The 21,618-nt window shown below is 67.4% G+C and carries 22 protein-coding genes; 8 read left to right on the top strand and 14 right to left on the bottom strand.

Translation table 11 applies throughout. The features are described 5' to 3' along the window. Positions 1-13: 13 nt before the first annotated feature. The 7 genes from H6717_36635 to H6717_36605 form a co-directional block, all read right to left on the bottom strand. Positions 14-370, bottom strand: a complete 357-nt coding sequence (locus tag H6717_36635) for a hypothetical protein (GenBank protein MCB9582623.1) — start codon at positions 368-370, stop codon at positions 14-16. Between the two features lie 5 nt (positions 371-375). Next, the gene (locus H6717_36630; GenBank protein MCB9582622.1) at positions 376-984 is read right to left on the bottom strand and encodes a hypothetical protein; all 609 of its coding nucleotides are present in this window, start codon (positions 982-984) and stop codon (positions 376-378) included. Between the two features lie 137 nt (positions 985-1,121). Next, the gene (locus H6717_36625) at positions 1,122-2,357 is read right to left on the bottom strand and encodes a hypothetical protein (protein ID MCB9582621.1); all 1,236 of its coding nucleotides are present in this window, start codon (positions 2,355-2,357) and stop codon (positions 1,122-1,124) included. Positions 2,358-2,466: 109 nt separating this feature from the next. Next, positions 2,467-5,415 (bottom strand): carboxypeptidase regulatory-like domain-containing protein, encoded by a 2,949-nt coding sequence (locus H6717_36620; GenBank protein MCB9582620.1) that lies wholly within the window; start codon positions 5,413-5,415, stop codon positions 2,467-2,469. A gap of 179 nt (positions 5,416-5,594) precedes the next feature. After that, positions 5,595-6,014: a GFA family protein gene (locus H6717_36615; GenBank protein MCB9582619.1), complete on the bottom strand. Its 420-nt coding sequence runs from the start codon at positions 6,012-6,014 to the stop codon at positions 5,595-5,597. A gap of 195 nt (positions 6,015-6,209) precedes the next feature. After that, entirely contained in the window at positions 6,210-6,935 is a 726-nt protein-coding gene (locus H6717_36610; GenBank protein MCB9582618.1) for a hypothetical protein, read from the bottom strand. 50 nt (positions 6,936-6,985) lie between these two features. Next, positions 6,986-8,284, bottom strand: a complete 1,299-nt coding sequence (locus tag H6717_36605) for a hypothetical protein (protein ID MCB9582617.1) — start codon at positions 8,282-8,284, stop codon at positions 6,986-6,988. A gap of 228 nt (positions 8,285-8,512) precedes the next feature. Between H6717_36605 and H6717_36600 the strand changes: the two genes are divergently transcribed. Then, complete coding sequence (locus tag H6717_36600; protein MCB9582616.1) at positions 8,513-8,782, top strand: hypothetical protein; 270 nt, start codon at positions 8,513-8,515, stop codon at positions 8,780-8,782. A gap of 2 nt (positions 8,783-8,784) precedes the next feature. Here the strand turns inward: H6717_36600 and H6717_36595 are convergent, their stop codons facing one another. After that, the gene (locus H6717_36595; GenBank protein MCB9582615.1) at positions 8,785-9,771 is read right to left on the bottom strand and encodes a heparin lyase I family protein; all 987 of its coding nucleotides are present in this window, start codon (positions 9,769-9,771) and stop codon (positions 8,785-8,787) included. 57 nt (positions 9,772-9,828) lie between these two features. On the opposite strand from H6717_36595, the gene H6717_36590 reads away from it, so the two are divergent. The 3 genes from H6717_36590 (at position 9,829) to H6717_36580 (ending at position 12,810) form a co-directional block, all read left to right on the top strand. After that, entirely contained in the window at positions 9,829-10,986 is a 1,158-nt protein-coding gene (locus H6717_36590) for a VWA domain-containing protein (GenBank protein MCB9582614.1), read from the top strand. 93 nt (positions 10,987-11,079) lie between these two features. Next, positions 11,080-11,952 (top strand): patatin-like phospholipase family protein, encoded by an 873-nt coding sequence (locus H6717_36585; protein ID MCB9582613.1) that lies wholly within the window; start codon positions 11,080-11,082, stop codon positions 11,950-11,952. Between the two features lie 354 nt (positions 11,953-12,306). Further along, positions 12,307-12,810, top strand: a complete 504-nt coding sequence (locus tag H6717_36580) for a hypothetical protein (protein MCB9582612.1) — start codon at positions 12,307-12,309, stop codon at positions 12,808-12,810. 3 nt (positions 12,811-12,813) lie between these two features. Here H6717_36580 and H6717_36575 read toward each other — a convergent pair whose 3' ends face one another. Further along, on the bottom strand, positions 12,814-14,700 hold the full coding sequence (locus tag H6717_36575; protein MCB9582611.1) for a DUF1565 domain-containing protein: 1,887 nt from the start codon (positions 14,698-14,700) through the stop codon (positions 12,814-12,816). 265 nt (positions 14,701-14,965) lie between these two features. On the opposite strand from H6717_36575, the gene H6717_36570 reads away from it, so the two are divergent. Continuing rightward, positions 14,966-15,328: a hypothetical protein gene (locus H6717_36570; protein ID MCB9582610.1), complete on the top strand. Its 363-nt coding sequence runs from the start codon at positions 14,966-14,968 to the stop codon at positions 15,326-15,328. Between the two features lie 4 nt (positions 15,329-15,332). On the opposite strand, the gene H6717_36565 is transcribed toward H6717_36570, so the two are convergent. Next, positions 15,333-15,722, bottom strand: a complete 390-nt coding sequence (locus H6717_36565) for a VOC family protein (protein ID MCB9582609.1) — start codon at positions 15,720-15,722, stop codon at positions 15,333-15,335. Positions 15,723-15,765: 43 nt separating this feature from the next. Beyond that, positions 15,766-16,206, bottom strand: a complete 441-nt coding sequence (locus H6717_36560) for a helix-turn-helix domain-containing protein (protein ID MCB9582608.1) — start codon at positions 16,204-16,206, stop codon at positions 15,766-15,768. A 125-nt stretch (positions 16,207-16,331) separates the two neighbouring features. Here H6717_36560 and H6717_36555 point away from each other — a divergent pair, with 125 nt between their 5' ends. Beyond that, positions 16,332-16,619: a chorismate mutase gene (locus H6717_36555; GenBank protein MCB9582607.1), complete on the top strand. Its 288-nt coding sequence runs from the start codon at positions 16,332-16,334 to the stop codon at positions 16,617-16,619. Here H6717_36555 and H6717_36550 read toward each other — a convergent pair whose 3' ends face one another. After that, on the bottom strand, positions 16,620-17,543 hold the full coding sequence (locus H6717_36550) for a hypothetical protein (protein MCB9582606.1): 924 nt from the start codon (positions 17,541-17,543) through the stop codon (positions 16,620-16,622). It abuts the gene before it with no gap. Positions 17,544-17,616: 73 nt separating this feature from the next. Between H6717_36550 and H6717_36545 the strand changes: the two genes are divergently transcribed. Next, complete coding sequence (locus tag H6717_36545) at positions 17,617-18,906, top strand: hypothetical protein (GenBank protein ID MCB9582605.1); 1,290 nt, start codon at positions 17,617-17,619, stop codon at positions 18,904-18,906. Between the two features lie 2 nt (positions 18,907-18,908). Here H6717_36545 and H6717_36540 read toward each other — a convergent pair whose 3' ends face one another. Then, complete coding sequence (locus H6717_36540; protein MCB9582604.1) at positions 18,909-19,748, bottom strand: hypothetical protein; 840 nt, start codon at positions 19,746-19,748, stop codon at positions 18,909-18,911. Positions 19,749-19,876: 128 nt separating this feature from the next. Further along, positions 19,877-20,926 carry a hypothetical protein gene (locus H6717_36535; protein ID MCB9582603.1) on the bottom strand — a complete coding sequence of 350 codons (1,050 nt, stop codon included), beginning with the start codon at positions 20,924-20,926 and terminating at the stop codon, positions 19,877-19,879. A 24-nt stretch (positions 20,927-20,950) separates the two neighbouring features. Here H6717_36535 and H6717_36530 point away from each other — a divergent pair, with 24 nt between their 5' ends. Continuing rightward, positions 20,951-21,544 (top strand): hypothetical protein, encoded by a 594-nt coding sequence (locus tag H6717_36530; GenBank protein ID MCB9582602.1) that lies wholly within the window; start codon positions 20,951-20,953, stop codon positions 21,542-21,544. Positions 21,545-21,618 lie beyond the last annotated feature (74 nt).

The following is a 21,618-nucleotide window of genomic DNA, read 5'->3' as shown; positions in this document are numbered from 1 at the left end:
GTTACGATAGCAGCTACAATCGATCCCGCACCGCGCGCAGGGCCTCATGAACCATGGCCGTGGTGACGGAGCTCGTCGCCGGAACCGTGGTGCCCGCCGTTTTCGTGGACGCGGGCCGGCGTACCACGATAAGCGTTTGAGGCTCGCCCTCCACCGGCGTGGCGTGCCATTCGTAGGGTTCGCCCTCGAACGTGATGCGCTGCCAGCGCGCGGCATCCAGTGGATCGTCGGGGCCGTCCGCGGCGGCGAGGCCGCACAGGCCCACGCACTCGTTGCAGATGAACACCACGGGCAAGTCGCCCCGCCCGCCCCCGCGGATCAGGTGCCTCACCTGGTCCTCCCCCTTGCCGCAGAAGCTGCAGACGTTCATCGCCCTCAGTTCCAGAGCAGGCTGAGCTCGAGGGTGACGGTGCGCGCCACCAGCGTCTCGTCCTCGCCGATGCCGAAGGCGGTGCCGCCGTGCACGAGGGCACCCACGGACCAATCGTCCGACACGAACTGATCCCAGCCCACGAAGATGCCGGCGCCCGCCCCGGCGTGCACCTCGTGCTTGCGCTGCGCGGACACCGCCGGCCCCACGCGGCCACCGACGTGAAAGCCACCACCCGGATCCGGGAAGTAGTCGAAGAACGCGCCGCCGAGCACCAGCGTCGCAGGGATCTCCTGGCCGCCGGGATCCGCCTTGGCTTCCGGAGCGTGCACCAGCTTCAGACCGATGCCGCTGGCGAGACCCGGCAAGATCGTGGGGCCGTAGTCCAGCGACAGCGTGAACGCCGAGCCGTACACGTCCGTCGTGGGGGTGTCGCTCTCGTTGCTGCCGATGCCGAGCACGCCGCCGCCCCCGGCGACACGCAGATAGGTGCCATCGTGCTGCCGGGGCTGGTCCGGCGCGGCCTCGTTCGGCGGCTCGGCGTTCGCCACCTTGGCGCTGACCAGGACCGCGGCGATCCAGAGCACGCGCGCGGTGAGGGAGGTCGAAGGCATGGGTGACCTTGGCCGACGATAGGAGCCGGGCGCGCGACGCACAAGCGCGACCTCGAGTTTCCGCGCCGCGGCGACAAGCTCATGCACCTCGGGCAGCTGGATGTTGGTGCGCCGCGGAAAACGCCCGCCTGCGAACGCTACGAGCCCCAGGTCCCCACTTGGCCCAGGGAGACGATGGTTCCGTCGGCTCGGACCACGAAGGCGTACACCGCTTCGCCAACGCTGAACGTTCCGCCGTTGACCGTGATTTCGATGGAGCTCGGAGACCAGCTCGTGGCGGGTTGCGGAAAGCGCTGGGTGCACTTGTACCAGTCGGCGTCGTCGCCAAGCTCGACGCGCGCCTGCGTGCGATCGATGTAGACTTCGTCCACCCAGCCACGCGCGGAGTATCCGGGCCGCAGGTAGAACGGCAACAGAACGTTCTCGAGCGTCAGGTCGACCCCCGCGGGGCGCGTCACGATGTCGTCGCCGTCGTATTCGGTGTGCGGAATCGCGCCGGAGGGCGAAGCGTAGTGTCCATTCGGCACCGCCGAGAACGTGAAGTTTCCGTTCCCGTCGACCTTGAAGTAGCGCTTGCCGTTCGCCGTCCCGCCCGGCGTGGAGAGCTTCACGTAGTGCTCGAGGCGATGCCAACCGTCGTCGGGAAAGTACGCCACCGAGTCCGCCGCGTAGAAGGTGTGATCGGCGTCGCCTTGGGCGCCGGCACCGGCGATGGTGTAGGACTGCTTCTCCTTGGCCGAGCCCAGCTCGACGCTCACGTATTCCAAGGTACCGTGGTACACGTCGACATCGCTGGACGAGATCGCTCCGTGCTTGAAGTTCCAGCCCACGTCGGTGCCGCCGTACACTTCCTTGTAGAAACGGTAGGAGTAGTAGATCTCGGTCGCGTCCAGATTGCCGACGTACGCGAAGTTGCTCCAGGTCGTGTCGTCGGTCCAATCGACGAGCGCTGCCTGCGTGCCGCTGAACGCGTGCGTCGCGTCGTAGCTGACATTGCCGCCGTCGATTTGCCAGCTGGGGCCGATCTCGCACTTGGCGATCGTCGCGCCCGCCGTCCCTTGCTCGAAGCGATCGAACACGACGGGCCCGGGAGGGCTCTTCTGTCCAAAGTCGCCGCCCGTGAGGGTCAGCGTGTTTCCGTCCAGCAGGCTCGTGCCGCCGCTGTTTCCGCTGCCGGCGGCGCCACCGGACGACGTGCCGGCGTTTCCACCGCTCGCCGTGGAGCCCGACGCCCCTCCCGATCCGCCGCCGGACGTCGCGCCGCCGTCGCCCCCCGCGGCGCCGCTACCAGGAGCTGCTTCGTCCGCTCCGGAGTCGGAGCACGCGGCCACGCCGAGTAGGGTCAGCAACACGAACAAACGAACGAGCGTCATGCGATTGTCGGATGCAACGGATGGGCCATCGGAAAAATCCCGACAACCCCCCATCGATCCGAGGCTGATCCGATCGCATCGATCGCAAACCCCGATCCACGCGATCGGGTCAACGCCGCACTTGCTCGCGGGTGACACGGACGGCGCCGCGCGAAAGCTCGATCACGACGTCGGAGCCCGGTCGCCCGGAGAGACGCGCGCGGGCGTCGCGCATGCCGGTGACGTCCACGCCATCCACGGCGTAGATCACGTCGCCCGGGCGGAGCCCCGCGCGCTCGGCTTCACTGCCGGCGGCGACCTGCACGACGACCACTTCCACGTCGTCGCCGCTGCCCCGCTCGCCGAGGGTGATCGCGATGCTGCCGCCCACCGTCGGGTCGTCGTCCGGCTCGCGCTCGGACAGCCGAATGCGCACGCCCGTCGTGGGGCGGCCCGCGCTCACCTCCGCGCTGGCGCTGCCGCGGCCCACGTCCGGTGCGTAGGCCGAGAGCGTCACCTTGCCGGGCGACACTCCGCTCAAGCTGAAGTGCCCCTTGATGTCCGTCACCACCATGCCCGCCGGCAATGCGCCCGTCGGCAGGTACGCCGGCACCATGCCGACCCCCACGCGCGCACCGCTCACGGGATTGCCCTTGGCGTCCACCACCTCGCCCTCCACGGTGGCGGCTTCGGTGAGGTCCACGTCGGGCAGCTCGAAGGCGCGATCCGCCCGCCCGGTGCGCTCCACGGTCGCGTCCAGCTCCGCCGTCGCGAGCTCCGGGTGGCTCACCACCACGTGAACCGCTCCCGGGGACACGTCCTTGATGCGATAGCGGCCCTCGGCGTCGGTGCGCCCCACCAGGCGCCGCCCTTCGCTCACCACGGTCACCATGGCGCCCTCCAGGTACTGGCGTCCATGCACCGACGTCACGCGACCCGCGACCATCACGCCGCGGGACAGCTCGATCACGATCTCTTCCGGCGCGTTTTGCACCTGCCGCGTGGTCCGCGCAAAGCCCGGCACCTCCACCGTGATCGCGAGCTGCATGCCGCGCGCGTCGTCGATGCTCACCACGCCGTTGTCCGTGGTGAACGCGGTTTGCCGCAGCGGCGAGCCGGACTCCAAGGACGTGACCGTCACCTGCGCCGCATCCAGCGGCTGGCCGTCTTCGTCGCGGATCACGATGCGCAGGGCGTCGCGCTTCTCGGGCAGCTCGATCTCCACCGTGGAGCGCTCCCCCTCGGTCACGTCCACCGTCTTGCGCACCACGATGCGGCTCAAGTCGTCCGGCCGGGCCACTCCCAGGATCACCTGCTCCGGCACCGCCGCGAAGGCGAAGCTGCCGTCGCCCGCGGTGATGGTGGTGCGCTCCAGCGTGCCCTGCACCGCCGTGAGATCCACCCGCGCGCCGGACACCGCGCGCCCGGAGGCGTCCACCACCTTGCCCTCCAGCGTGCCGCCGGAGAGCAGCACCACCTTCACCTTGGCGCTACCACCGGGGGCCAACGTCACCAGCTCGCTCACGCCTTCCACGTAGGCAGGGTGGCGCACCAGCGCGCGTACGCGCCCCGGCGTGACCGGGCTCGCCTTGAAGGTTCCGTCGAGCAGCGTCACCCACTGCTCCACGTTGTCCGACAGCTCGAAGGGTGACGGCCCCGGCGCGAGCGCCCAATCGTCGACGCCACCGGTGCTGTCCCAAGCCTGCGGGATCGGCGGGATGGGACCCGGCATCACGCCCAGCTCCCCCGCCGGGATCAGCGGCTGCGGCCCCGGCAGCGCCCAGTCGAAGTGCGCGCGGCGGAGCGCCGCCGTCATCGGGGTCTCGGCGATGGGCAGGCCGTGCATGTCCGTCCCGATCACCTCCACCGTGGCGCCGTCCACCGGGCGGTCCTTGGTATCGACCACCTCGCCTTCCAGCGTGGCGCCCTTCAAGAGCGGGATGCGCACTGGATTTTCCAGCGGCTCCGGTACGAGAACCGGCGATGCCGCCACGAAGCCCTCGGCGCTCGCCGACAAGGTCGCCGGCCCCGGACCGATGGGCCCGAGCTCCACGCGTCCGTCCGATCCCGTACGCCCGCGCAAGGGGAAGGAGCTCACCCCGCCCTCCACCAGCACCACGTCCGCGTCCGCCACGCCTTGCGCGTCGTCCTCCTCGCCGTCCGTCACCAGCGCCACCACGGTGCGCCCGGCCATCAGCTGTACGGTGATGGAAGTGTCGTCGCCCCGCTCCAGCGCGATGCCGAACACCGTGTCGCTCACCAGGTTCCCGAGGGACGCCTTCACGTCGTAGTTGCCCGCTACCAGCCCGGAAACGCGCGCATCTCCGCTGACGTCCGTCTCCGTGCGCCGCGCGGGCCAAAGCCCGGAGCCCGCGATCACCACCGTGGCGCCCACCGCGGGCTTGCCGCTCGGCAGCTCCACGCGCACCGTGAGCGAGCCCAAACGTCGGAGCGCCAGCGTCGTGTCTCCCGTCACCCCCGAGCGCGTGACGGACTCGTAACCCCGCGCCGATGCCTTCACCGTCCAGGGCGATGGCCCCACGCGCAGGAAGCGCGCAATGCCCTCCGCCGACGTGAGCGCGCCGAAAGGCAACGGATCCGCCGCCGTGACCAGCACCGTAGCGTGGTTCAGCGGCGTGCCTTCTTCGTCCGTCACCGTCACCGCCAACGCGGAAGCTGCGAGCAGCGTCACTTCCGCCGTGCGCTCACTGCCGTCCAGCGCGAGCTGCGTGGAGGTGCGCGCGAGCCCGGGCGCTTCCGCCAGCACCCACACCACGCCCCGCGGCAGCTCGCCAATGTGCACGCGTCCGTCGCTCCCCGTGCGCCCTTGCCCCGCGAGGTAGTAGCGCCCGCCCCGCTCCCAGAACACGCGCACCTCCGCGCCGCTCACCGCGCCCCCCGCGTGCGTCACCGCTACCGTCAGCGCGCTGTCCCGCTCTACCGAAGCCGGCGGCGGCGGCACCGTCACCAGGCTCGGCGCCGCACGCCGATGCACGTCCGTGATCCCCGCCAGCAGCACCAAGCCCGCCACCAGCGCACACAGCGCCACGGCGATCTCGATCACTCTGTCGCGGGTCATCGGCGGGACGATAACGCGCAGTCTGGATCCCCGCTAATGATCGAAAGAGCCGTGCTCGCGCCGCACCGACAAAACCCTGCTGACGGTTGATTGTTGGTCCGCCGCGGAACCACCGTCAGCCCGGAACGGCAACTCGCTTCATGCGCTCGGCAAGCTGATCTCGATAGGCACGAGGTTCGTCACCCGCCGCCAAACATGGCGAAGACCTGCGCCTCGGTAACGCGCTCCCGGTCGCCTTCGAGGGCATAGCACTCGGGCTTCTTGTCGATGAACGTCTCTCGCGTGATGGTGATTCCGGTCTGGTCGTCCAGCGCGCCGACGGCCACCGAAGTCAGGCCCTGGTACTTGCCCTCGGCCGTCACTCGATAGAAGAGACTCGAGCCGCACTTCTTGCAGAAGGCGCGCTCTGCCCAGGCAGAGGACTGGATGGTGCCGAGGGTTTGCTGCTGCTCGTATTCGAGCGCCTGGGCGGACGCGCCAATCCAAGGCCCGCTCCCCCAGCGGCGGCACATGTCGCAGTGGCACGCACTGCCCTTGCCCGTCATCCCTTTCGCCGTGAAGACGACGCCACCACACAAGCATCTGCCTGTTCGGTCCATGGAAGCTTCTTGCCCCCGCGCGCCGCGTGGGACAACCGCCGGAATGCTCAAATGCGCAGGACTCGCCCAACGCTCGCTGAGAACGGTGCATCAGAAGGCTCCAGCGCGGCTCCCACTACAGCAAGGTGCAACCGTGCCGCACTGATCGGAGAGGACCAGCATGCGTGAGAGGTCGGTGAAGGGCACGATGCTCGTCTAACCGAGCTCGTCCTTGGCGCCGGTCTCGCCGTATTCCTCGAGCTCGATCTGGTAGTTCTTGTCCAGCGCCTTGCTCTTCACCAACGCGAGAATGGGCACGCGCGTGTGGATCCACTGGCGCTGCTTCGCGGTGATGCCCAGGAACGTGGTGGTGGTGTCCCGCGTGTAGCAGCTCTTGAAAGTGCCCGCGGGTACCGTCACGTCCTCCTGCTTCAGCCCGGTGAGCCCCGGGACCGTGAGCTCGCTCATTCCCAGGTCCACCTGCTTCCTCATCGCGGCCAGGCTCGCGCCGCGGAACTCACGCACGCCGAGGCCCGGTGCCTTCATCTTCAGACCGCGGAGCTTCGCGCTCTTCGGATCGGTGCGATCGCCAATCGCCAGCAGCAGCTGCATCACCACGCGGCGGCCGCTCTTCTCCGTGATCACCTGGATCCAGTGAGCGTCCCCCTCGGCACCAATGACGGAGTAGGAGAACTCCCGCTCGTCACCATTTTCCGTGACCTTGTAGCGAACGAACTGGCCGACTTTCAGCGGGCGCGGTTGGGGAGATTCCGGCGCCGGAACTGCATCTTCGCCACCCGCCACGGGCGCGGAGCTGGAGGGTGCGAGAGCGACGCCGGCCGACGCGCTCGGCGCGGAACCGCCGGTGAGCTTCTCCTTCACGCCCTTGCACGCGAGCAAGCCCACGACGAGCAGGATGATGATGGGTGTCAGATGTCGCATCGACTCTCCACCGAACCAGCTCGCACGGGGCGCTGTCAACCTTGCGGGGACTATTTCTTCTTCGGGCAACCGCCCTTCGGCGCGCGTTCTTCGCGTTCGGCAATCTTCACTTTGTCCTTCTTCAGCGTGACGCCGAAGATCTTGAAGTCATAGCCGACCTCGCTCACGTACTTCACGTAGCCATACTTGCAGATCGGCCCCCACTTGAGCGCGGAGCCGACGACTACACCCGTGTGTATGTACGGCACGAACAGAGAATCGAAGACGCTCACGGAGATGCGCGGAAACGCCACGCCCCACTGCGCGTCCACCGGTATGCCGATCATGGCGGCGGAGTCGAACGGGTCCGGCTTGAACTCCAGGTTGCCGATGTTGCCCTTCACGTCCACGTCCGAGCCGGTGTATTGAAACCCGGAGCTGGAGCTGAACCGGAAGTTGGCCTTGGCCGTCGCGGACGCCTTCGCCGGAACGGTGATGTTGCCGATCAGCTTGGCACCCACCTTGATGGTGATCGGCACCGGTCCCACCATCACGACGAAGTCGAACATGGCACTGGGGAACGGAAACTCGATCTTGCCGAGGCCCGCTCCCGCCGCGGCGATGCTCAAGGTCACGTCCCCCTGCAGCTCTGGTTGGTCGTAGGTCAGGCTCTTGACCTTGCTACCCTCGAAGGTGCCTTCCGCCTTGACGTAGACGTTGCGGAAGGTGCCCTTCGCCGTGTAGGCGAGCTTGGCCTTGGGCCCTTGCTTCTTGATGGCTTTGATCGCGATGCTGACCTCTCCGTCCTTGGGTTCGACAGCGAACTCGTAGGTCATGGGCCCAACCTCGAACGACCATGGGATGGGTCCATCCGGTACCAATCCGGGATCCGCGGGTGCTGCGAGCATTTGCTTGGCATCACGCAGCAAGACACGGTGCTCGCCTCCGGCCCCATCGCGGAAGGTGAGAGCGTGCGCTCGGTCGAAGCTCAGATGCGCGTCCCAGCCGAGGTGACCGCTGTCGATGGCATCGGCCAAGGAGGCATACGAGGTCTTCACCACCAGCTGCTCGCCTTCTTCGCGCACCTCGTCCACGGTGCGCAACGCCTTGCCGGGGATCAGCAGTACCTTGCCCGGCGCCAGCGTCGACGCCACGTCCCCCAAGCCGGCGCGATCGAAACGATAGACGTGATTCTTCGCGTCTGTGCCTCGGAGCGCGCTCGCCGCGGCGGCGTCGAGCACGACGGTCTTCTCGGTGTACTTCACGTCGTAGCGCGTCTTCACTCGATCCGCCGCCAGCGGCCGGACCACCCGGTCGCGCACCAGCCTTGCCGGCGCCTTGGCCGACGCAGGCGTGGGAGCCGACGTCATGGCCGGCGGAGGGGTGCTCCGAGGTGGCGCTCCGGATGTCGGGGCCGCCGGCTCCAGAGCTCCGCCGCCACATCCCCCAAAAGCCCATACCAATGCCGCCATGGCGGCCCCGCGAACCCATCGAGCCATGGCCACGCACCGTAGCGTCCATGTGGGCGTCGACAAACCCCGTCATCGGGCATCGATGCTCTCGCGCCGCGAGCCCGCATGTGGCAGTGATTCCCCATCATGAAGGCCATCATCAACAAGACACGTCGTCCGCTTCGGATCCATCTGCCCGGAGGCAAGACGTTGTTCCTGGGCCCCACTCGGCGCGCCGACATTCGCGACGACGCGTTGGAGCACCCCGCCGTGAAGAAGCTGCTCGAGGCCGGTGACATCGAGGTCACGGAGGGCGGACACCACGGTCGCGCCGCGAGCCGCGGCGGCGTCTCCCCCAAGGGCGGCGGGCAAGGACACGGCGGCGGGCACACCCCGCTGACCAGCGGCGACCGCTGACGCTATTTCGGCGCGACGGCGGAGTAGCCGTTGCTGCCGGCAAAGATACGCACTTCGTCGTAGTCCAGGATCTGCGTGGAAGTGTTGGCCTTGTCTCGGTAGATGCCGACCTTCATGTAGGTCTGGGGGGTGGCCGGAAGGTTGCAGTTGTCCAACACGAATCTGTTGGCGCCCGTGTGCGAGTAGATCTTCTCGCCGTTCCGCCATGCCTCCACGATCCCATCCGCCTGCGTGGAAGGCCGGTAGTGGAACACCCAGTCGTACCAAACGCCCACCTTGAATGGCTCGGACCAGACCTTGGTGGCGATCGCCGCGGTGCCCGGCAGCTGACTTTGATCGGGATCCACCACCACGTTCAGCGCCATCTGATCGCCGCTCGTCGTCACGGTTATGGAGTTCTTGCCGGCGTTGCAGGTCCAGTCGGCCCCCCCGCCGCCAGGGAGCGGGTGCGGCGTGGCGTGGGTCTGGAACAGCGTCGCCCAGGACGGTAGATCGGCGCCCCAGTCCACGATCTGGAAGCTCACACCGATCCAGTACTCTTTGCCATCGTAGAAGGTGCCCTTGTCGCTCTTGGCAGTGAGCTCGGAGCGATACGGAACCGCGTCGCTCGGACTCACGAGCATTTGGGCCGCGTAGCTCCCGCTGCGCACCGGCGAGTCGATGACGTGGGTGGTGTCGTTGCCGGAGAAGGACCACACCGAGAGATCACCGGTCTCGAAGTCGCCCACGAACTGCATGCTCCCATTGGGTGCCCCCGCGGCTCCGGCGGCTCCCGCGCTCCCGCCCGTCGAGGTCCCGCCCGCAGCTCCACTGCTGCCCGCCATACCTGCGCTGCCTCCGCCGCTCCCGGACGCACCAGCGCTGCCCCCAGCGCCACTGCCCGACGCGCCCGCGCTGCCACCAGCACCTCCAGTCCCCGCCGGGTCGTCCGACGAACCACAGCCAATGCTGCAAACGGCGACCAGCGCCACCCAGAGCTGTCGAGGCATTGCTGCAGTATACCCGCGCCCGCGCCCGCGGTCCGCGCCTGCTAAGCTTCCCGGGTCATGCGTCGTTGGGCCGCCCTCGCCGTCGCCATCGCCATCGCGGCAGCGTGTAGCTCCCAGCGCCGGCCGCCGCCCTTTCAAGCCGTCGAGCCCGACTCCGGCACCGGTGGCACTCTGCCCACCATCGACGCGAGCGGCGACGGTCCTCCGCTATGCGGCAACACCATCGTCCCCGTGATCATCGAGCGGCCGAACCTGTACTTCATCCTGGATCGCTCCGGCAGCATGGCGGAAAAGCTCCCGGGAAGCGCGTACGACAAGTACGAGAACGCGCGCATCGCACTGGGCAGCGTGATGCGCGCCATCGGCCACCGAGTGAACGTCGGCGCGGCGTTGTTTCCGGGCACCGACAGCGGCAACGGTTGCGGCGTGGGCAAGCAGGTGTTCCCCACTCAGCAGGGGGATCCCCCGAGCTACCTGCAGCAGGGCAAGGATGGCCCCGTGCTCACGGCGTTGCTGGCGACCTTGGCGTCCTTCGCACCGAAGGGCGGCACACCCACGACCGACACGATCAAGGCGCTCACCCCTACGCTCACCGCCCTACCCGGAGACACCAACGTGGTGCTCGCAACCGATGGCGGGCCGAACTGCAACCTGGTCACCAGCTGCACCGCGGACGCGTGCATCCCCAACATCGAGGGCGCGTCCATCGGCGGCGTGGCGTGCACGCCGTCGTTCAACTGCTGTGACGAGAGCTTCATCCAAGGCGCCGGCCTCAACTGCCTGGACGGTCTCGCTGCCGTGGCGGCGGTCACGGTGCTCGCCAACGCCGGCATCAAGACCTACGTCGTGGGGATGCCGGGCAGCACACCCTACGCCTCCGTGCTCGATGCCCTCGCCGTTGCCGGCCTCACGGATCGTCCCACGAGCCCCAAGTACTACCCGGTGACGGACTCCGACAATCTCACGCAGACGCTCAAGGCGATCGGCGTGAAGATCGCCGTCAGCTGCACCGTGGAGCTGGGAGAGGCTCCACCGGATCCCGATCTCGTGAACGTGTACTTCGACACCAAGGTCGTGCCCCAGAGCGACGTGGATGGCTGGGTGTGGACGGACGACACCACCATCGACATCGTCGGCCCCGCGTGTGACGAACTGAAGAGCGGCGACGTGGTTCAAGTGCAGGTCGCCGCCGGCTGCCCCACGGAGATCCGCTGAGGGGCGTTTCCGCGGCGAGGCAACACCCAAATCCAGAGGTTCCAGGGTTTGTTGGTCCGCCGCGGAAACACCGCGCCATGCTATGGAGGCGCGGTGAGCCGTGATCTCGGCATCGTCTTCGCGGGGGGCGGCAATCGCGCGTTCTACCAACTCGGGCTCATGAACCGCTGGGCGGAGCGGCTGCTGCCACGCACGGCGGTGATCGCGGCGTGCAGCGCGGGCGCGTGCGTCGCCGTCATCTTGCTGAGTGAGCGACAAGAAACGACGCATCGGTTCTGGCTCGCGCGGCGGCGCCACGTGACCAAGAACTTCGAGTGGCGGCGGTTGCTCCGGGGCGAGCGGCCCACCCCCCACGCACCGATCTATCGCGACACGGTGATCCACAGCATGCGGGAGGGCGGTCTGGAACGTCTGCGCGCGCAGCCGTTCCCGGTGCTCGTGATCACGAGTCGCTTTCCGCGTCTGTTGCCCGCCACCGGCGCCGTAGCCCTCGGCCTCGGTGCCTATTCTCTCGGCAAGCGGCTGTGGCCCGGCGAGATCCATCCACGGTTGCCGCGGCGTCTCGGCTTTTCACCGGCCATCTTCGACGCGCGCAAGTGCCAGACGCCCGAAGAGGTCGCCGATCTGATCATCGCGTCCAGCGCGACGCCGCCCTTCACGCCCATCGGCCGCTTCGCTTCCGAGGCGCTGCTCGACGGCGGCCTGGTGGACAGCGCGCCGGCGTTCGTCGCCGAATCCGAGCCCACCGTCCGGCGCAGCGTGGTGCTGCTCACCCGGCCGTACCCAGCGGAGGCGACGGGCGCGCAGGGCAAGCGCCTGTACGTCGCGCCCACCGAGCCCGTCCCCGTGGAGCGTTGGGACTACACCCGCCCGGAGCTCGTCCGAGCTACGATCGAAATGGGCGAGCGCGAGAGCGTGACGCACGAAGCGATGCTCGAGCAGTGGCTGTTGCACGACCGCGGTTGAGGTGGTAGACGCCGCGGCATCGTGATGATGAATCCAGCGCACCGTTTCCTGACGCTCGCTCACCGGCCAGCGTCCAGTTCCAGCTAACGGCGTGGCCTCACGGCCGCTTCGTGCGGCCATCACGTACTCCTGCGCGCTCGCAATCGCGGAGCTGGCGCAGGCCTCCGGCTGCGAGAGCGCAGCCCTGAGCTCTTTCTTGCCTCGCTCGGACGGGAACGTCGCCGCGAGGCTGCCCTCGCTGGATTCGAGGTCCTCATGCACACCTTCGGACGGCGTGCGAGGCCACGCGTTCGCCATGGACGCGTGCAACCGCAGAACAGAATCAGAGAAACCCCGAGCTACTGGAACACCCGCTTGCCGGACATCGTCATCGACGTGCTGCGTCCCGGGCGCGGACACCGGCACGTAGTGCGGAAACGGGACGTGGAAGCCTTCATCGAGCTGATCCCCGACTGGGCGGAGCTGTCCCGAGGACTCTCCGCCGTGATCCTGGACGAAGGCGGGGATTGCGATGGCTACTACGCGGCCGGGCGGGTCATCGCCATCTGCGCGTTCGAGCGGGATCTGGTGGTGGACCGCGACGCGGAGTACGTGCGTGCGCACGCCGGCATTTTCGAACGTCTCGGCGTGGAGACCGAGCCCCATGCAGAGGGCGCCCTCGTGCACTTCACGAGGGGCACGGCCCGCGCGTTCCTACTGCTGCACGTGTTCTTGCACGAGCTCGGTCACCACGTAGACCGCATGACGACCAGGTCCCGCCACGACTGCGCGCGCGGCGAGCCGTTCGCCGAAGCCTTCGCCTTTGAACTGGAAGAACGCGTGCGCGCCGCCTACTTCCGGAAGATCGGCTTGGACTGACGACTACGGCACTTCTACGGCGCCCATCTGGGGCGGGTCCAGCCGCCGGGCGCCGTTGAAGTCGTACTCGATCCCATCGATGTGCACACCTGGCAGCGCGACACCGGGCACGTAGAAACCGCTGAACGACGGGTCTTGGCTGAGGGCGTTGGATCCCTGTGCCGCCGAACCGTTGAACGCGTTGTGGTCGAAGCTCCAGCCGTTCGGGGTTTCCATGGACGACACGCCGTTGAAGATGCCGTTCACGAACTGGTTCCCGCTGATGGAAGTCCAGACCACGCTCTCGGAATAGTAGAAGCTGTCGACGTTATCGAAGGTGCAGTTCTCGATGCGATTGTCCGAGAGCGTCGGGGTGTTTTCCGTTCCACTCGAGCCGTAGCGGAAGGCCCAGGCGCTGTCGGAAATGATGCTATTTCGAACCACGTTGCCGACGATGTCGGCACCCGTGAAGACCTCGTAGCGGTTGTTGTCGTAGAAGATCGCCGCTTTTACGTCGTGAACGTAGATCCGCTCGGCCACGTTGTATTTGGTGTCGGTCTGGAACGTGATGCCGTTGCCGTTCACGCCGTAGCTCGTGCCCGCGGCGGTACCGAGCCCGCCGATCTCGCAGTCCTTGAACACGTTGTGATCGGCGTTGGTGTTTCGCGTGTAGAGCCCCTCGTTGCAGCCGATGACGTAGTCGTGCTCGAACAGATTGTGGAAGCTCTCGGTGAAGGTCGTTGCCTCGCCCGACTTCACGCCGATACCGTGCCCCGATGCAGCGGCGGCCACGCCGTCGCGCCGCTCGGCCTTGCTGTTGCGCACGATGTTGTCGGAGCCGCGAAGGGTGATGTAGTAGTCGGACACACCGGTCGCGTCGTAGGCGTCCGTCGTGTTGTCGCAGTAGGTGTGGCAGCTCTCCACCAGGTTGTGGTTGCCATACAGCACGATGTTGCCCATGCCGGCGTTGAGGGCGTAGCTGTTCTCGACCCTGTAGAACGAGTCGTCGTACACGGAGCCTTCGTCGCCAATGTCCAGCTCGATGGCGGAGCCATCGCCGGTTCCGTCACCGAACTCCTTGAAGTTGCAGTTGTCGATGACGACACCCTTCGAGCGATACGCGCGGATACCCGAGCCCGCGTTGGCGAACTGCAGGTTTCGATAGATCACGTAGTCGTCGCCCTGGCCGCCGAAGAAGATCGCGAACGTACCGCCGCCGCCGTCGAACAAGGGCATCTTGCTGCTGTCCAGCGCAGGTGCGGCGCTGCCGTAGGAGTAGCTGTAGTAGTTGGTGCTGATGTCTCCCGGCGTGTTCTGGTAGCCGACGATCTTCACGGGCGCAGAGGGCGTGCCGACACTGGGCAGCGAGATCGACCCCGTCACTGGGTACAGGCCCGCCTGCACGTAGATCGTCGTGCCGGCCGTCGCCACGCTCAGCGCCTTCGCCACGGTGCCGAAGGGTGCGCTCGTCGAGGTGCCACCGTTGCTGTCCTTGCCCGACGTCGAGACGTAGTACGTGTGAGCGCTCGCGGCCGGCTCCGGGATGGCGTTGGAGACGTACTCCAGCGTGAACGGGTACAGCGCCTGGCTCTCTTCGTCCGTCAGGTCGCTGCCGCCCTCGTAGCGGATGGTCGCGTTGTCCCAGTAGCTGAAGGGAGACGCGACGGTGAAGTAATGCCCCGTCTTGCTGCCCGTGTTGATCGTGACGGCGGAGATCGTCTTCCCACTGACCGTGAAGCCCGTCGTAGTGGTCGCTGCGATGGGCTTGCTGCTGTCGAACGACACCCGCGTGGGGTTCGACTCCTCGATCCTGAAGTGGAGCAGGCGAGGCGGACCCGGATCCACGGGTCCACCGTCGGGAGAGATCGAGCCGTCCTTGGAGCCACCGTCGCCGCCGCCGTCGGCGGGCACGCCTCCATCGCTTCCGGCACTCCCTTCGTGGCCGCCGTCCTTGCTTGGCGTCGCCCCCCCTGAGCTCGAGGAGCAGGCTGAGACAGACCACAAAAAGGCAGTTCCCAGGAGCATCGCAGTCAGTTTGAGCATCGAACGGATCCCCGCAGCATGGTGTGTGCCGCACACTGTTCGCGCAGTCGAGGCGGGCGTCCAGCTGAGGAATGGAGCGCCGCCCGATTCCGCGGAGGCCAAGGACTGGCTTTCACGGGTGTCGAAAGCTGTCATGAGGCTCGGTGCAGCGATGCTCTTGTGCGGGATGAGTGCGCTCGGCTCGGGGTGCAGCCCGGGCAACGCCGCAGAGCCCCGGGCGGCTCCGGCCGTCGCGGCGGCAGATGCACCCGAAGACGCCCAACGCATGAGCTGCCCTGTGGGGCGCGGCGACTGCGATCTGGATCCAGCGAATGGCTGCGAGACGGATCTGACGGACGCTGACAACTGCCGCTTCTGTGGCCACGCCTGCAAAGGGGAGGGCGTGGCCAGCGCGGGCTGCTTCGACGGCGCGTGTCGCATCATCGCCTGCGCTCCCGGTCGCTGCGACCAGGACGGCCAGTCGGAGACCGGCTGCGAGTCGGACTCCTGCGGGTGAAGGCTCAGCCCGTGGGTTGGTACAGCTGAATCAAGTTGCCGCAGCCATCAGCGAAGATGGTGATGGTCACCGGACCGGCAGCGAATGGCTCCTTGGTGAACACGACGCCATGCTCCTTGAGGCGGGCCACGTCCGCTTCGATGTCCAAAGACTCGAACGCCGCGACGGGAATGCCTTGGTCCATCATCGCCTGCTGGAACGCCTTGCCAGCCGGGTTCGCGTTCGGCTCCAGAGACAGCTGCACGTCGGGGTGGCCGTCCGGTGCCACCACCGTGAGCCAGCGGTACTCCCCCATGGGAAACTCGGTGTGCTTCTTGAAGCCGAGCACGTCCGTGTAGAAGCGCTCCGCCTTGTCCTGGTCGTCCACCATGATGCTCATCAGAAGGATCTTCACTCGCTGCTCCCTTCGGGCCGCACTCTAGCCACCACGGTGGCGCTCACGCTTCTTCGAAATTGCGGAAGGCTGCGGCGGGCAGCCACGCCATGAGCTCGAGGCAGCCCGGGTGCACCACGCGACGAACGTCGCCCATCACCGGCACCTGCGTCCGCACCCGGCGCCGCCACTCCGTGGGCGCCACGCCGAAGTGCCGCTTGAACAGCGACGAGAACGCGCCCAGGCTCTGGTAGCCGACGGCAAGGCACACCTCCGTCACCGGCTGCGCGTCCAGCGCCAAGAGCCGCTGCGCGTGGGCCAGGCGGAAGGCCGTGCGGAGCTGGTGGGGCGTCTGCCCGAACAGTGCCTCGCACTGTCGGATGGCGTGAAAGGGGGACAGCCCCACGCTGTCCGCGAGCTGCCGGTAGCTCCGCGCTTCGCTCGGCTCCGCGAGCAAGTCTCGCAGCCTGCACAAGCGCCGGTGTGTCGCAGGGCCCAGGACCATGGCATGGACTCTACTCCGTGCCGCGCTCGGTTCCGCGGCGAACCAACATCAAATGAACAGGTCCGAGGGTTTTGTTGGATCGCCGCGGGGACATCGCGCACGCGCTGATCTACGATGGCGCCACGATGTCCGACGAACGCCTGGAAGCTCTGCGTCGCGAGATCGACGCCATCGACGATCGCCTGCTGGAGCTGCTCGCGGACCGGGTGCGCAAGGTGCTGGCCGTCGGCGACTTGAAGCGCGAGCAGCGCATCGCGGTGTACGATCCCGAGCGCGAACGGCAGGTCATCGACCGACTGATTCGCGTGGCGCCGGAGCCGCTGCGGGCGCCGATGGTGCGGCGGGTGTTCGAGCGCGTGATCGACGAATCGCGGCGCGCGGAACAGCACCACGTGCGCGGCGAAGACGAGTAGCTACGGATAGGGGATCGGGGCGCCGGTGTCGTCCCACACGTTGCCCGTCACGGTGGGGTTCGGGTCGTCGATGGTCCAGGGGCCGTAGGCCGAGTCGTCCTTGAAGCGGTTGTCGATGATCTTGGTGTTCTTGGGCACCGTGGCGCCGGTGCCGCGGATGTTCAAGGTGTAGCCGCCACCCGAAAGCCAGCTGCACTCGATGGTGAGGTCTTCCGTGGCGGCGCCTTCGTCGCCGGTTTGCACGGCGGCGTTGCTGGCGCCCTCCAAGGTGCTGTGGCGAATGGTGACACCCTTGCCGCCGGTGGACTGCACGCAGTCGTTGTGCTCGCCGGGGCCGTTGCTGAGGTCGTGGATCCAGCTGTCCTCGATGAGCACGTTGGCGTCCGCCTTGAGACCGTCGGCGCCGCCGTGGACGTTCACCCGGCGCGCGGTGTAGTTGGCGAAGGCTATGCCGGAGGTGACGTCACCATTCGTGCCGATGATCTCCGTGTCTTCGACGAGCAGACCGACGTTGTCGTTGTCGAAGTAGCGGATCGGGTAGTAGTCGCCGCTGGTGATCCGACAGTTGCGGATGGTGACGTCGTCCGCCAGCACCGTCACCTCCCCCGTGATGTCGAGCCCTTCGATCACGGCGCCGTCTTGTTCCACCTTGATGGAGCCGCTGGGCGTGAGCGTGACGCCCTTTGGTACGCCGGTGTTGTCCGGCCCGGGCTTGGGGCCAGCGCACGTCGACGTGCTGCCACCGGTCCCGCCGCCTGCAACACCGCCGGTGCCCGACCCGGCGCTGCCACCGCTGCTGCTTCCCCCACTACCGCCAGCGGAGCCGCCGCTGCCACCCGTGTTGGCGTTGGAGACGTCATCGCCGCCACATGCGGGCAGGAGCAGCAGGAGAGCGATGACAACCGCGGGAGAGCTACGCACCATTGTCCGAGAGTACGCCACTCCGCAGTGCTCGACATCACTTGCCCCGCTTCCATGCCGCCGCTACCACCGAGTCATGCGCGAGCTCGCTTGTCTTTTCGCAGTGTTGTTGGCGACGGGATGTGGCTCGCGCTCACGCTTGCTGGAGTTGGGGGGCACGGCGGGAATGTCCGGCAGCGGCGGCCTCGGGGGTACTGCCGGGACCAGTGGATCCGGCGGCGTGGGCGGTGGCTTCGGGGGCAACCCGAGCTCTTGTGACGAGCTCTTGGTGCAGACTCCCTTCGCCAGTGTGGAGCATGCGCCCGGCAGTGAGGACACGGAACCCGCGCTGGTGGCGACGGGAGATGGTAGCGACGTGACGGTCGTGTTCGAGCGCGCGGAAGCGATCGGGCAGCACAGCATCCGTCACGCCACGTTCTCGCCCTGGCAGCCATGGACGGGCAACGCAATTGCCCCCGTGCGGTTGGCCTTGTCGGATCCGGCCCTCTACAAGTACCCCGTGGCGAAGAGCGACAACGGTCGCTTCGCCATGGCACCCAGGCTCGGCGGCGGCCTCGTGCTCTTTGCTCCGGAAGTGGATCCCAATGCAGACGGGCTGGGGGAGGTCCTGCCGCTCGGCAACGACGGCGTTCCGCTGTTCGCGGCCGAAGGTCCGCCAGGCTTCCATCTCGTAGGCGTCAGCAGCGGCATGATGCTGTCGGCGCACATCGTCAACGGCATGAGCGCCAGCCAGCAGGTCCTCGCCTGCGGCCTGGGCGTGAACGTAGCGGACGCGGCGCCCTATCAAGACGGCTGGCTCGTTGCCTTCGCCAACGAGCCTACGGCGCCGCCGGTGGGCTGCTCGGCGGCGGCCAACGGCGCGACCCGACTGGACGTGGTGCGGGTGGGCGCGGACGGCGCCATCACGCCGCTGACCAGCGTCGAAGGTGACACGCCCATCGCCGAAGTTTCCGTCGCGCCTCACCCGAAGGGCGCGTGGGTCACGTGGCGCACGGCGAGCGGTGGCGTGGTGGAGCCCATCCAATACCTGCGCGCCGATCTCGAGGCCGGCAAGATCGAGGGGCCGTGGAGTCTCAGCGCCCCGACCGATGTGCCGATGGACGGCCTCGACACCGCGGCGCTGGGAGATCGCCTGGTGGTGGCCTGGGGTAACGATCCGGCAAACAACCCTCCGGACCTCACCGTCAGCGTGATCGAGAACGACGCACTGAAGACTCAGGCCGTCATCGAGCCGGGCTTCTTCGGTCACCTTTCCGTGATCGGTTCGCCCGACGAGCGGAGCGTACTGGTGGCTTGGCGCGACGGCGAGCCCATCAGCCAGTCTCACATCGGCTTGGCCCGGTTCGACTGTCTGACGGGCCTCTGACGTCAGTGGTAGAGGACGCTCAAGGCGAGCTGGAAACCGACGCCGGTGTCGTCCAGGGTGTCGCTGCCGAGGTCACGGCTTTGCTTGGCGAACACCACCCGCGCCTCCGGACCCAGGGACCACTGCTTGCCGACCCAGAAGTCGTAACCCGCCATGAGGGCGCCGCCGATCCCGGGATTCGAATCGCCATTGTCGCCGTTGAGGCCGATGATCCCGAGGCCCAGCATGGCGCCAACGTGGGCGCCGCCGGTCTCGTCGGGGAACCAGTCCACGAACATGCCGAGGGTGCCAAGACCCAGAGTACCGTCTTGTTGCACCTTGGACGTCGACACGCCTTGTCCCACGGTGACGCTGGTGTCCGGGTTCTTGATGTCTTGACCCAGTAGACCGCCGCCGAGCACCACACCGCTGCCGACGGTGCCGCCGATCAAGAGCTCGTAGGCGGGACCCCAGCCGGTGTAGCTGACCTCCGCGTCGGTCCCGAGCAGTTGCCCCTTGGACTTCACCGCACCGTAGGCGGCACCGAGGCCGAAGCGTAGATAGAAGCCGTCGTGGCGATACGCGCTGGTGTCTTGCGCTGGCGCGACGGGAGGCGGCGGTCCGTAGACGGGCGGCGGGTAGCCGTAGGCGGGCGCTGGATACGCGGGTGGCGGGGGCTGTTGCTGCATTGGCGGCGCAGGCTGTTGCTGCGCCGGCGCGGGAGTGGCAGCAGGAGGCGGTGGCGGTGGGGGCGGTGGCTCGGCGGGCGCAGGAGGCTCCGCCGGTTCGGGTTCTGCGGGTTGGGCCAAAGCCACGGGTGCGAGGGTCAGAACGAGCACGAAAGCCAAGCAGGAACGCAACATCGACATCTCCTTCGAGCGCACGGTGAACTCCGGTTCGTCCCCCGACCGTAGCCCACGGTACGCACTACGAGCCATATCAGCGGATCCACCGCCGGACTCCGACGTCTCAAGCAAGCACCGTACCCGATTCACGGACAGCTCGCGTCTCCCACTATCGTGGTCGCGGACAGCCGGTGCCCTTGGTTTTGATCCACGAAGGTCAGCAGCGTGGCTCCGGAGGGCAGTCGGTGGGCATGAGGCTTGGCGAGGTTGCCCCAGGTCGTCTCCACCACTTGCTCCTCGGGTCCCAGGGAGCCATCCGGCTTCACACAGCGTCGCCAGAGGGAGAAGCCAATCGGATCGATGGGATAGATGTAATAGAGGTCGATGCGCCCGTCGGCCCGACGGTAGGGATTGGTATCGTGAACGTTGGGGCTGCTCTCGGTGACGAGCGCCGGCTCCGTCCACTGCTTCTGATGGCCGGACAGGCGATAGTACGAGAGCATGGGTGCGACTTCCTTCTGGTAGCTGAAGACCAGCGTGTCGTCCGCCATCTGGGCCACCTTGGCCATTGCACCCGGAGGCCCAAGCTCGACGGGTGAGCCGAAGGCGAGACCGTCCGCGCTGAACGCCAGCTTGACCACGCTCTGCATGTCTCGATACGCCACGACGAAAGTGCCGTCGTTCAACTCACGCACCTGAGGCCAGGAAATCAGCGCGAAGGGCTCCGGCATCTGGACGGTCTCGGGAGCGGCAGACGTCCGCCGAAATAGCTTCCCAGCGGAGGTGAGCCAGGCCGCCTCGACGTAGTACAGATGAGCACCGACAGCGGACGGACCGCCGTAGAGGTTCGCGCTGCCGAGCAGCATCGGCTTGGGGGCGCTGAAGCCGTTCGCTTCGACCACCACGCTCATCAGCGTTCCCGAAGACAGGTTCTCGTCGGCGTAGTGCTCGAACACCAACGTGGAGTCCCCCAACAGCGCGCTGTCGATGTCGATTCCGCCCGCGGACTGCACGGCCACGATGCTGGATGCGGGGATCGGCAGCGACGTCCGCGAGCCCGGGCTCGCGTCGGGAGTCACCCACTGGTCGACCGCGCTCGCGTCCTCTACCGCGCCGCCGTCGGTATCCTCGATGTCAGTGCCTGCGCTGGAGCAAGCCAGGCACAGAGCCAGAGTCGCGATCGATGCCTTTGTCATGTGCTGATATCCTGCTGACCATCGATGGACGCCAAGCCACCGTTCTGCATCAAGGGGGTCGTCTACCGCGGCCTGAGAGAGTGCTACGACGCGACGGTCCCCGGAGGTACCGAGGCGGTGTTGGCCGAGCTCCGCGACGATGACGTCCACGCGTTCTTCAGCCAGAGCTTCCTGGCCGGAGGCTGGTACGACATCTTTCCGTTGCTGGAGCTGGACGCGGCCGCGGCCCGGGCCGCCCGCGTCAGCTTCGAGCAGCAAGTCACTCGAGCCTCCGAGTGGCAAGCCAAGCACGAGCTCGGCGGCGTGTACCGGGTGTTCTTGCGCCTGCTGCGCCCTGGCACCATCGGCGCGGGCATCGCTCGCATGGCCGGCACTTACTACGACTTCGCTCGGATGGAGACCACGCGCGTGTCCCCCACCGAGCTTGTCGTCGTGATGCACGGCGTCCCGGAGGAGATGGCCGCCTGGCTCACCTTGGTGACCAGCACCTACGTGCGAGTGGCCTTGGAGCTGGCCAAGGTCCCGGGCGTGAGCGTGTTTCGATCGCCCTACAAGCGGACGGGAACGAGCGAGGGCCACGCGGTCGGCGAAGTGAGCGCGCGCCTCGTGTGGCGGTGAGCTCACGGTGAGGACAGCTGCCCTGCGTCGAAGGCGAGCTCGAAGCCGCCAGCCACCCCGACATCCGTGACGAA

It is taken from the genome of Polyangiaceae bacterium, from assembly GCA_020633235.1.
GTDB lineage: Bacteria > Myxococcota_A > Polyangia > Polyangiales > Polyangiaceae > JACKEA01.
This window is presented reverse-complemented; position numbering and strand designations above follow the sequence as displayed.

Excerpts from the sequence above, each read along its gene's own strand:
- H6717_36635 (MCB9582623.1), bottom strand. The coding sequence starts at position 370 with ATGAACGTCTGCAGCTTCTGCGGCAAGGGGGAGGACCAGGTGAGGCAC.
- H6717_36630 (MCB9582622.1), bottom strand. The coding sequence starts at position 984 with ATGCCTTCGACCTCCCTCACCGCGCGCGTGCTCTGGATCGCCGCGGTC.
- H6717_36625 (MCB9582621.1), bottom strand. The coding sequence starts at position 2,357 with ATGACGCTCGTTCGTTTGTTCGTGTTGCTGACCCTACTCGGCGTGGCC.
- H6717_36620 (MCB9582620.1), bottom strand. The coding sequence starts at position 5,415 with ATGACCCGCGACAGAGTGATCGAGATCGCCGTGGCGCTGTGTGCGCTG.
- H6717_36615 (MCB9582619.1), bottom strand. The coding sequence starts at position 6,014 with ATGGACCGAACAGGCAGATGCTTGTGTGGTGGCGTCGTCTTCACGGCG.
- H6717_36610 (MCB9582618.1), bottom strand. The coding sequence starts at position 6,935 with ATGCGACATCTGACACCCATCATCATCCTGCTCGTCGTGGGCTTGCTC.
- H6717_36605 (MCB9582617.1), bottom strand. The coding sequence starts at position 8,284 with ATGACGTCGGCTCCCACGCCTGCGTCGGCCAAGGCGCCGGCAAGGCTG.
- H6717_36600 (MCB9582616.1), top strand. The coding sequence starts at position 8,513 with ATGAAGGCCATCATCAACAAGACACGTCGTCCGCTTCGGATCCATCTG.
- H6717_36595 (MCB9582615.1), bottom strand. The coding sequence starts at position 9,771 with ATGCCTCGACAGCTCTGGGTGGCGCTGGTCGCCGTTTGCAGCATTGGC.
- H6717_36590 (MCB9582614.1), top strand. The coding sequence starts at position 9,829 with ATGCGTCGTTGGGCCGCCCTCGCCGTCGCCATCGCCATCGCGGCAGCG.
- H6717_36570 (MCB9582610.1), top strand. The coding sequence starts at position 14,966 with ATGAGGCTCGGTGCAGCGATGCTCTTGTGCGGGATGAGTGCGCTCGGC.
- H6717_36560 (MCB9582608.1), bottom strand. The coding sequence starts at position 16,206 with ATGGTCCTGGGCCCTGCGACACACCGGCGCTTGTGCAGGCTGCGAGAC.
- H6717_36555 (MCB9582607.1), top strand. The coding sequence starts at position 16,332 with ATGTCCGACGAACGCCTGGAAGCTCTGCGTCGCGAGATCGACGCCATC.
- H6717_36550 (MCB9582606.1), bottom strand. The coding sequence starts at position 17,543 with ATGGTGCGTAGCTCTCCCGCGGTTGTCATCGCTCTCCTGCTGCTCCTG.
- H6717_36545 (MCB9582605.1), top strand. The coding sequence starts at position 17,617 with ATGCGCGAGCTCGCTTGTCTTTTCGCAGTGTTGTTGGCGACGGGATGT.
- H6717_36540 (MCB9582604.1), bottom strand. The coding sequence starts at position 19,748 with ATGTTGCGTTCCTGCTTGGCTTTCGTGCTCGTTCTGACCCTCGCACCC.
- H6717_36535 (MCB9582603.1), bottom strand. The coding sequence starts at position 20,926 with ATGACAAAGGCATCGATCGCGACTCTGGCTCTGTGCCTGGCTTGCTCC.
- H6717_36530 (MCB9582602.1), top strand. The coding sequence starts at position 20,951 with ATGGACGCCAAGCCACCGTTCTGCATCAAGGGGGTCGTCTACCGCGGC.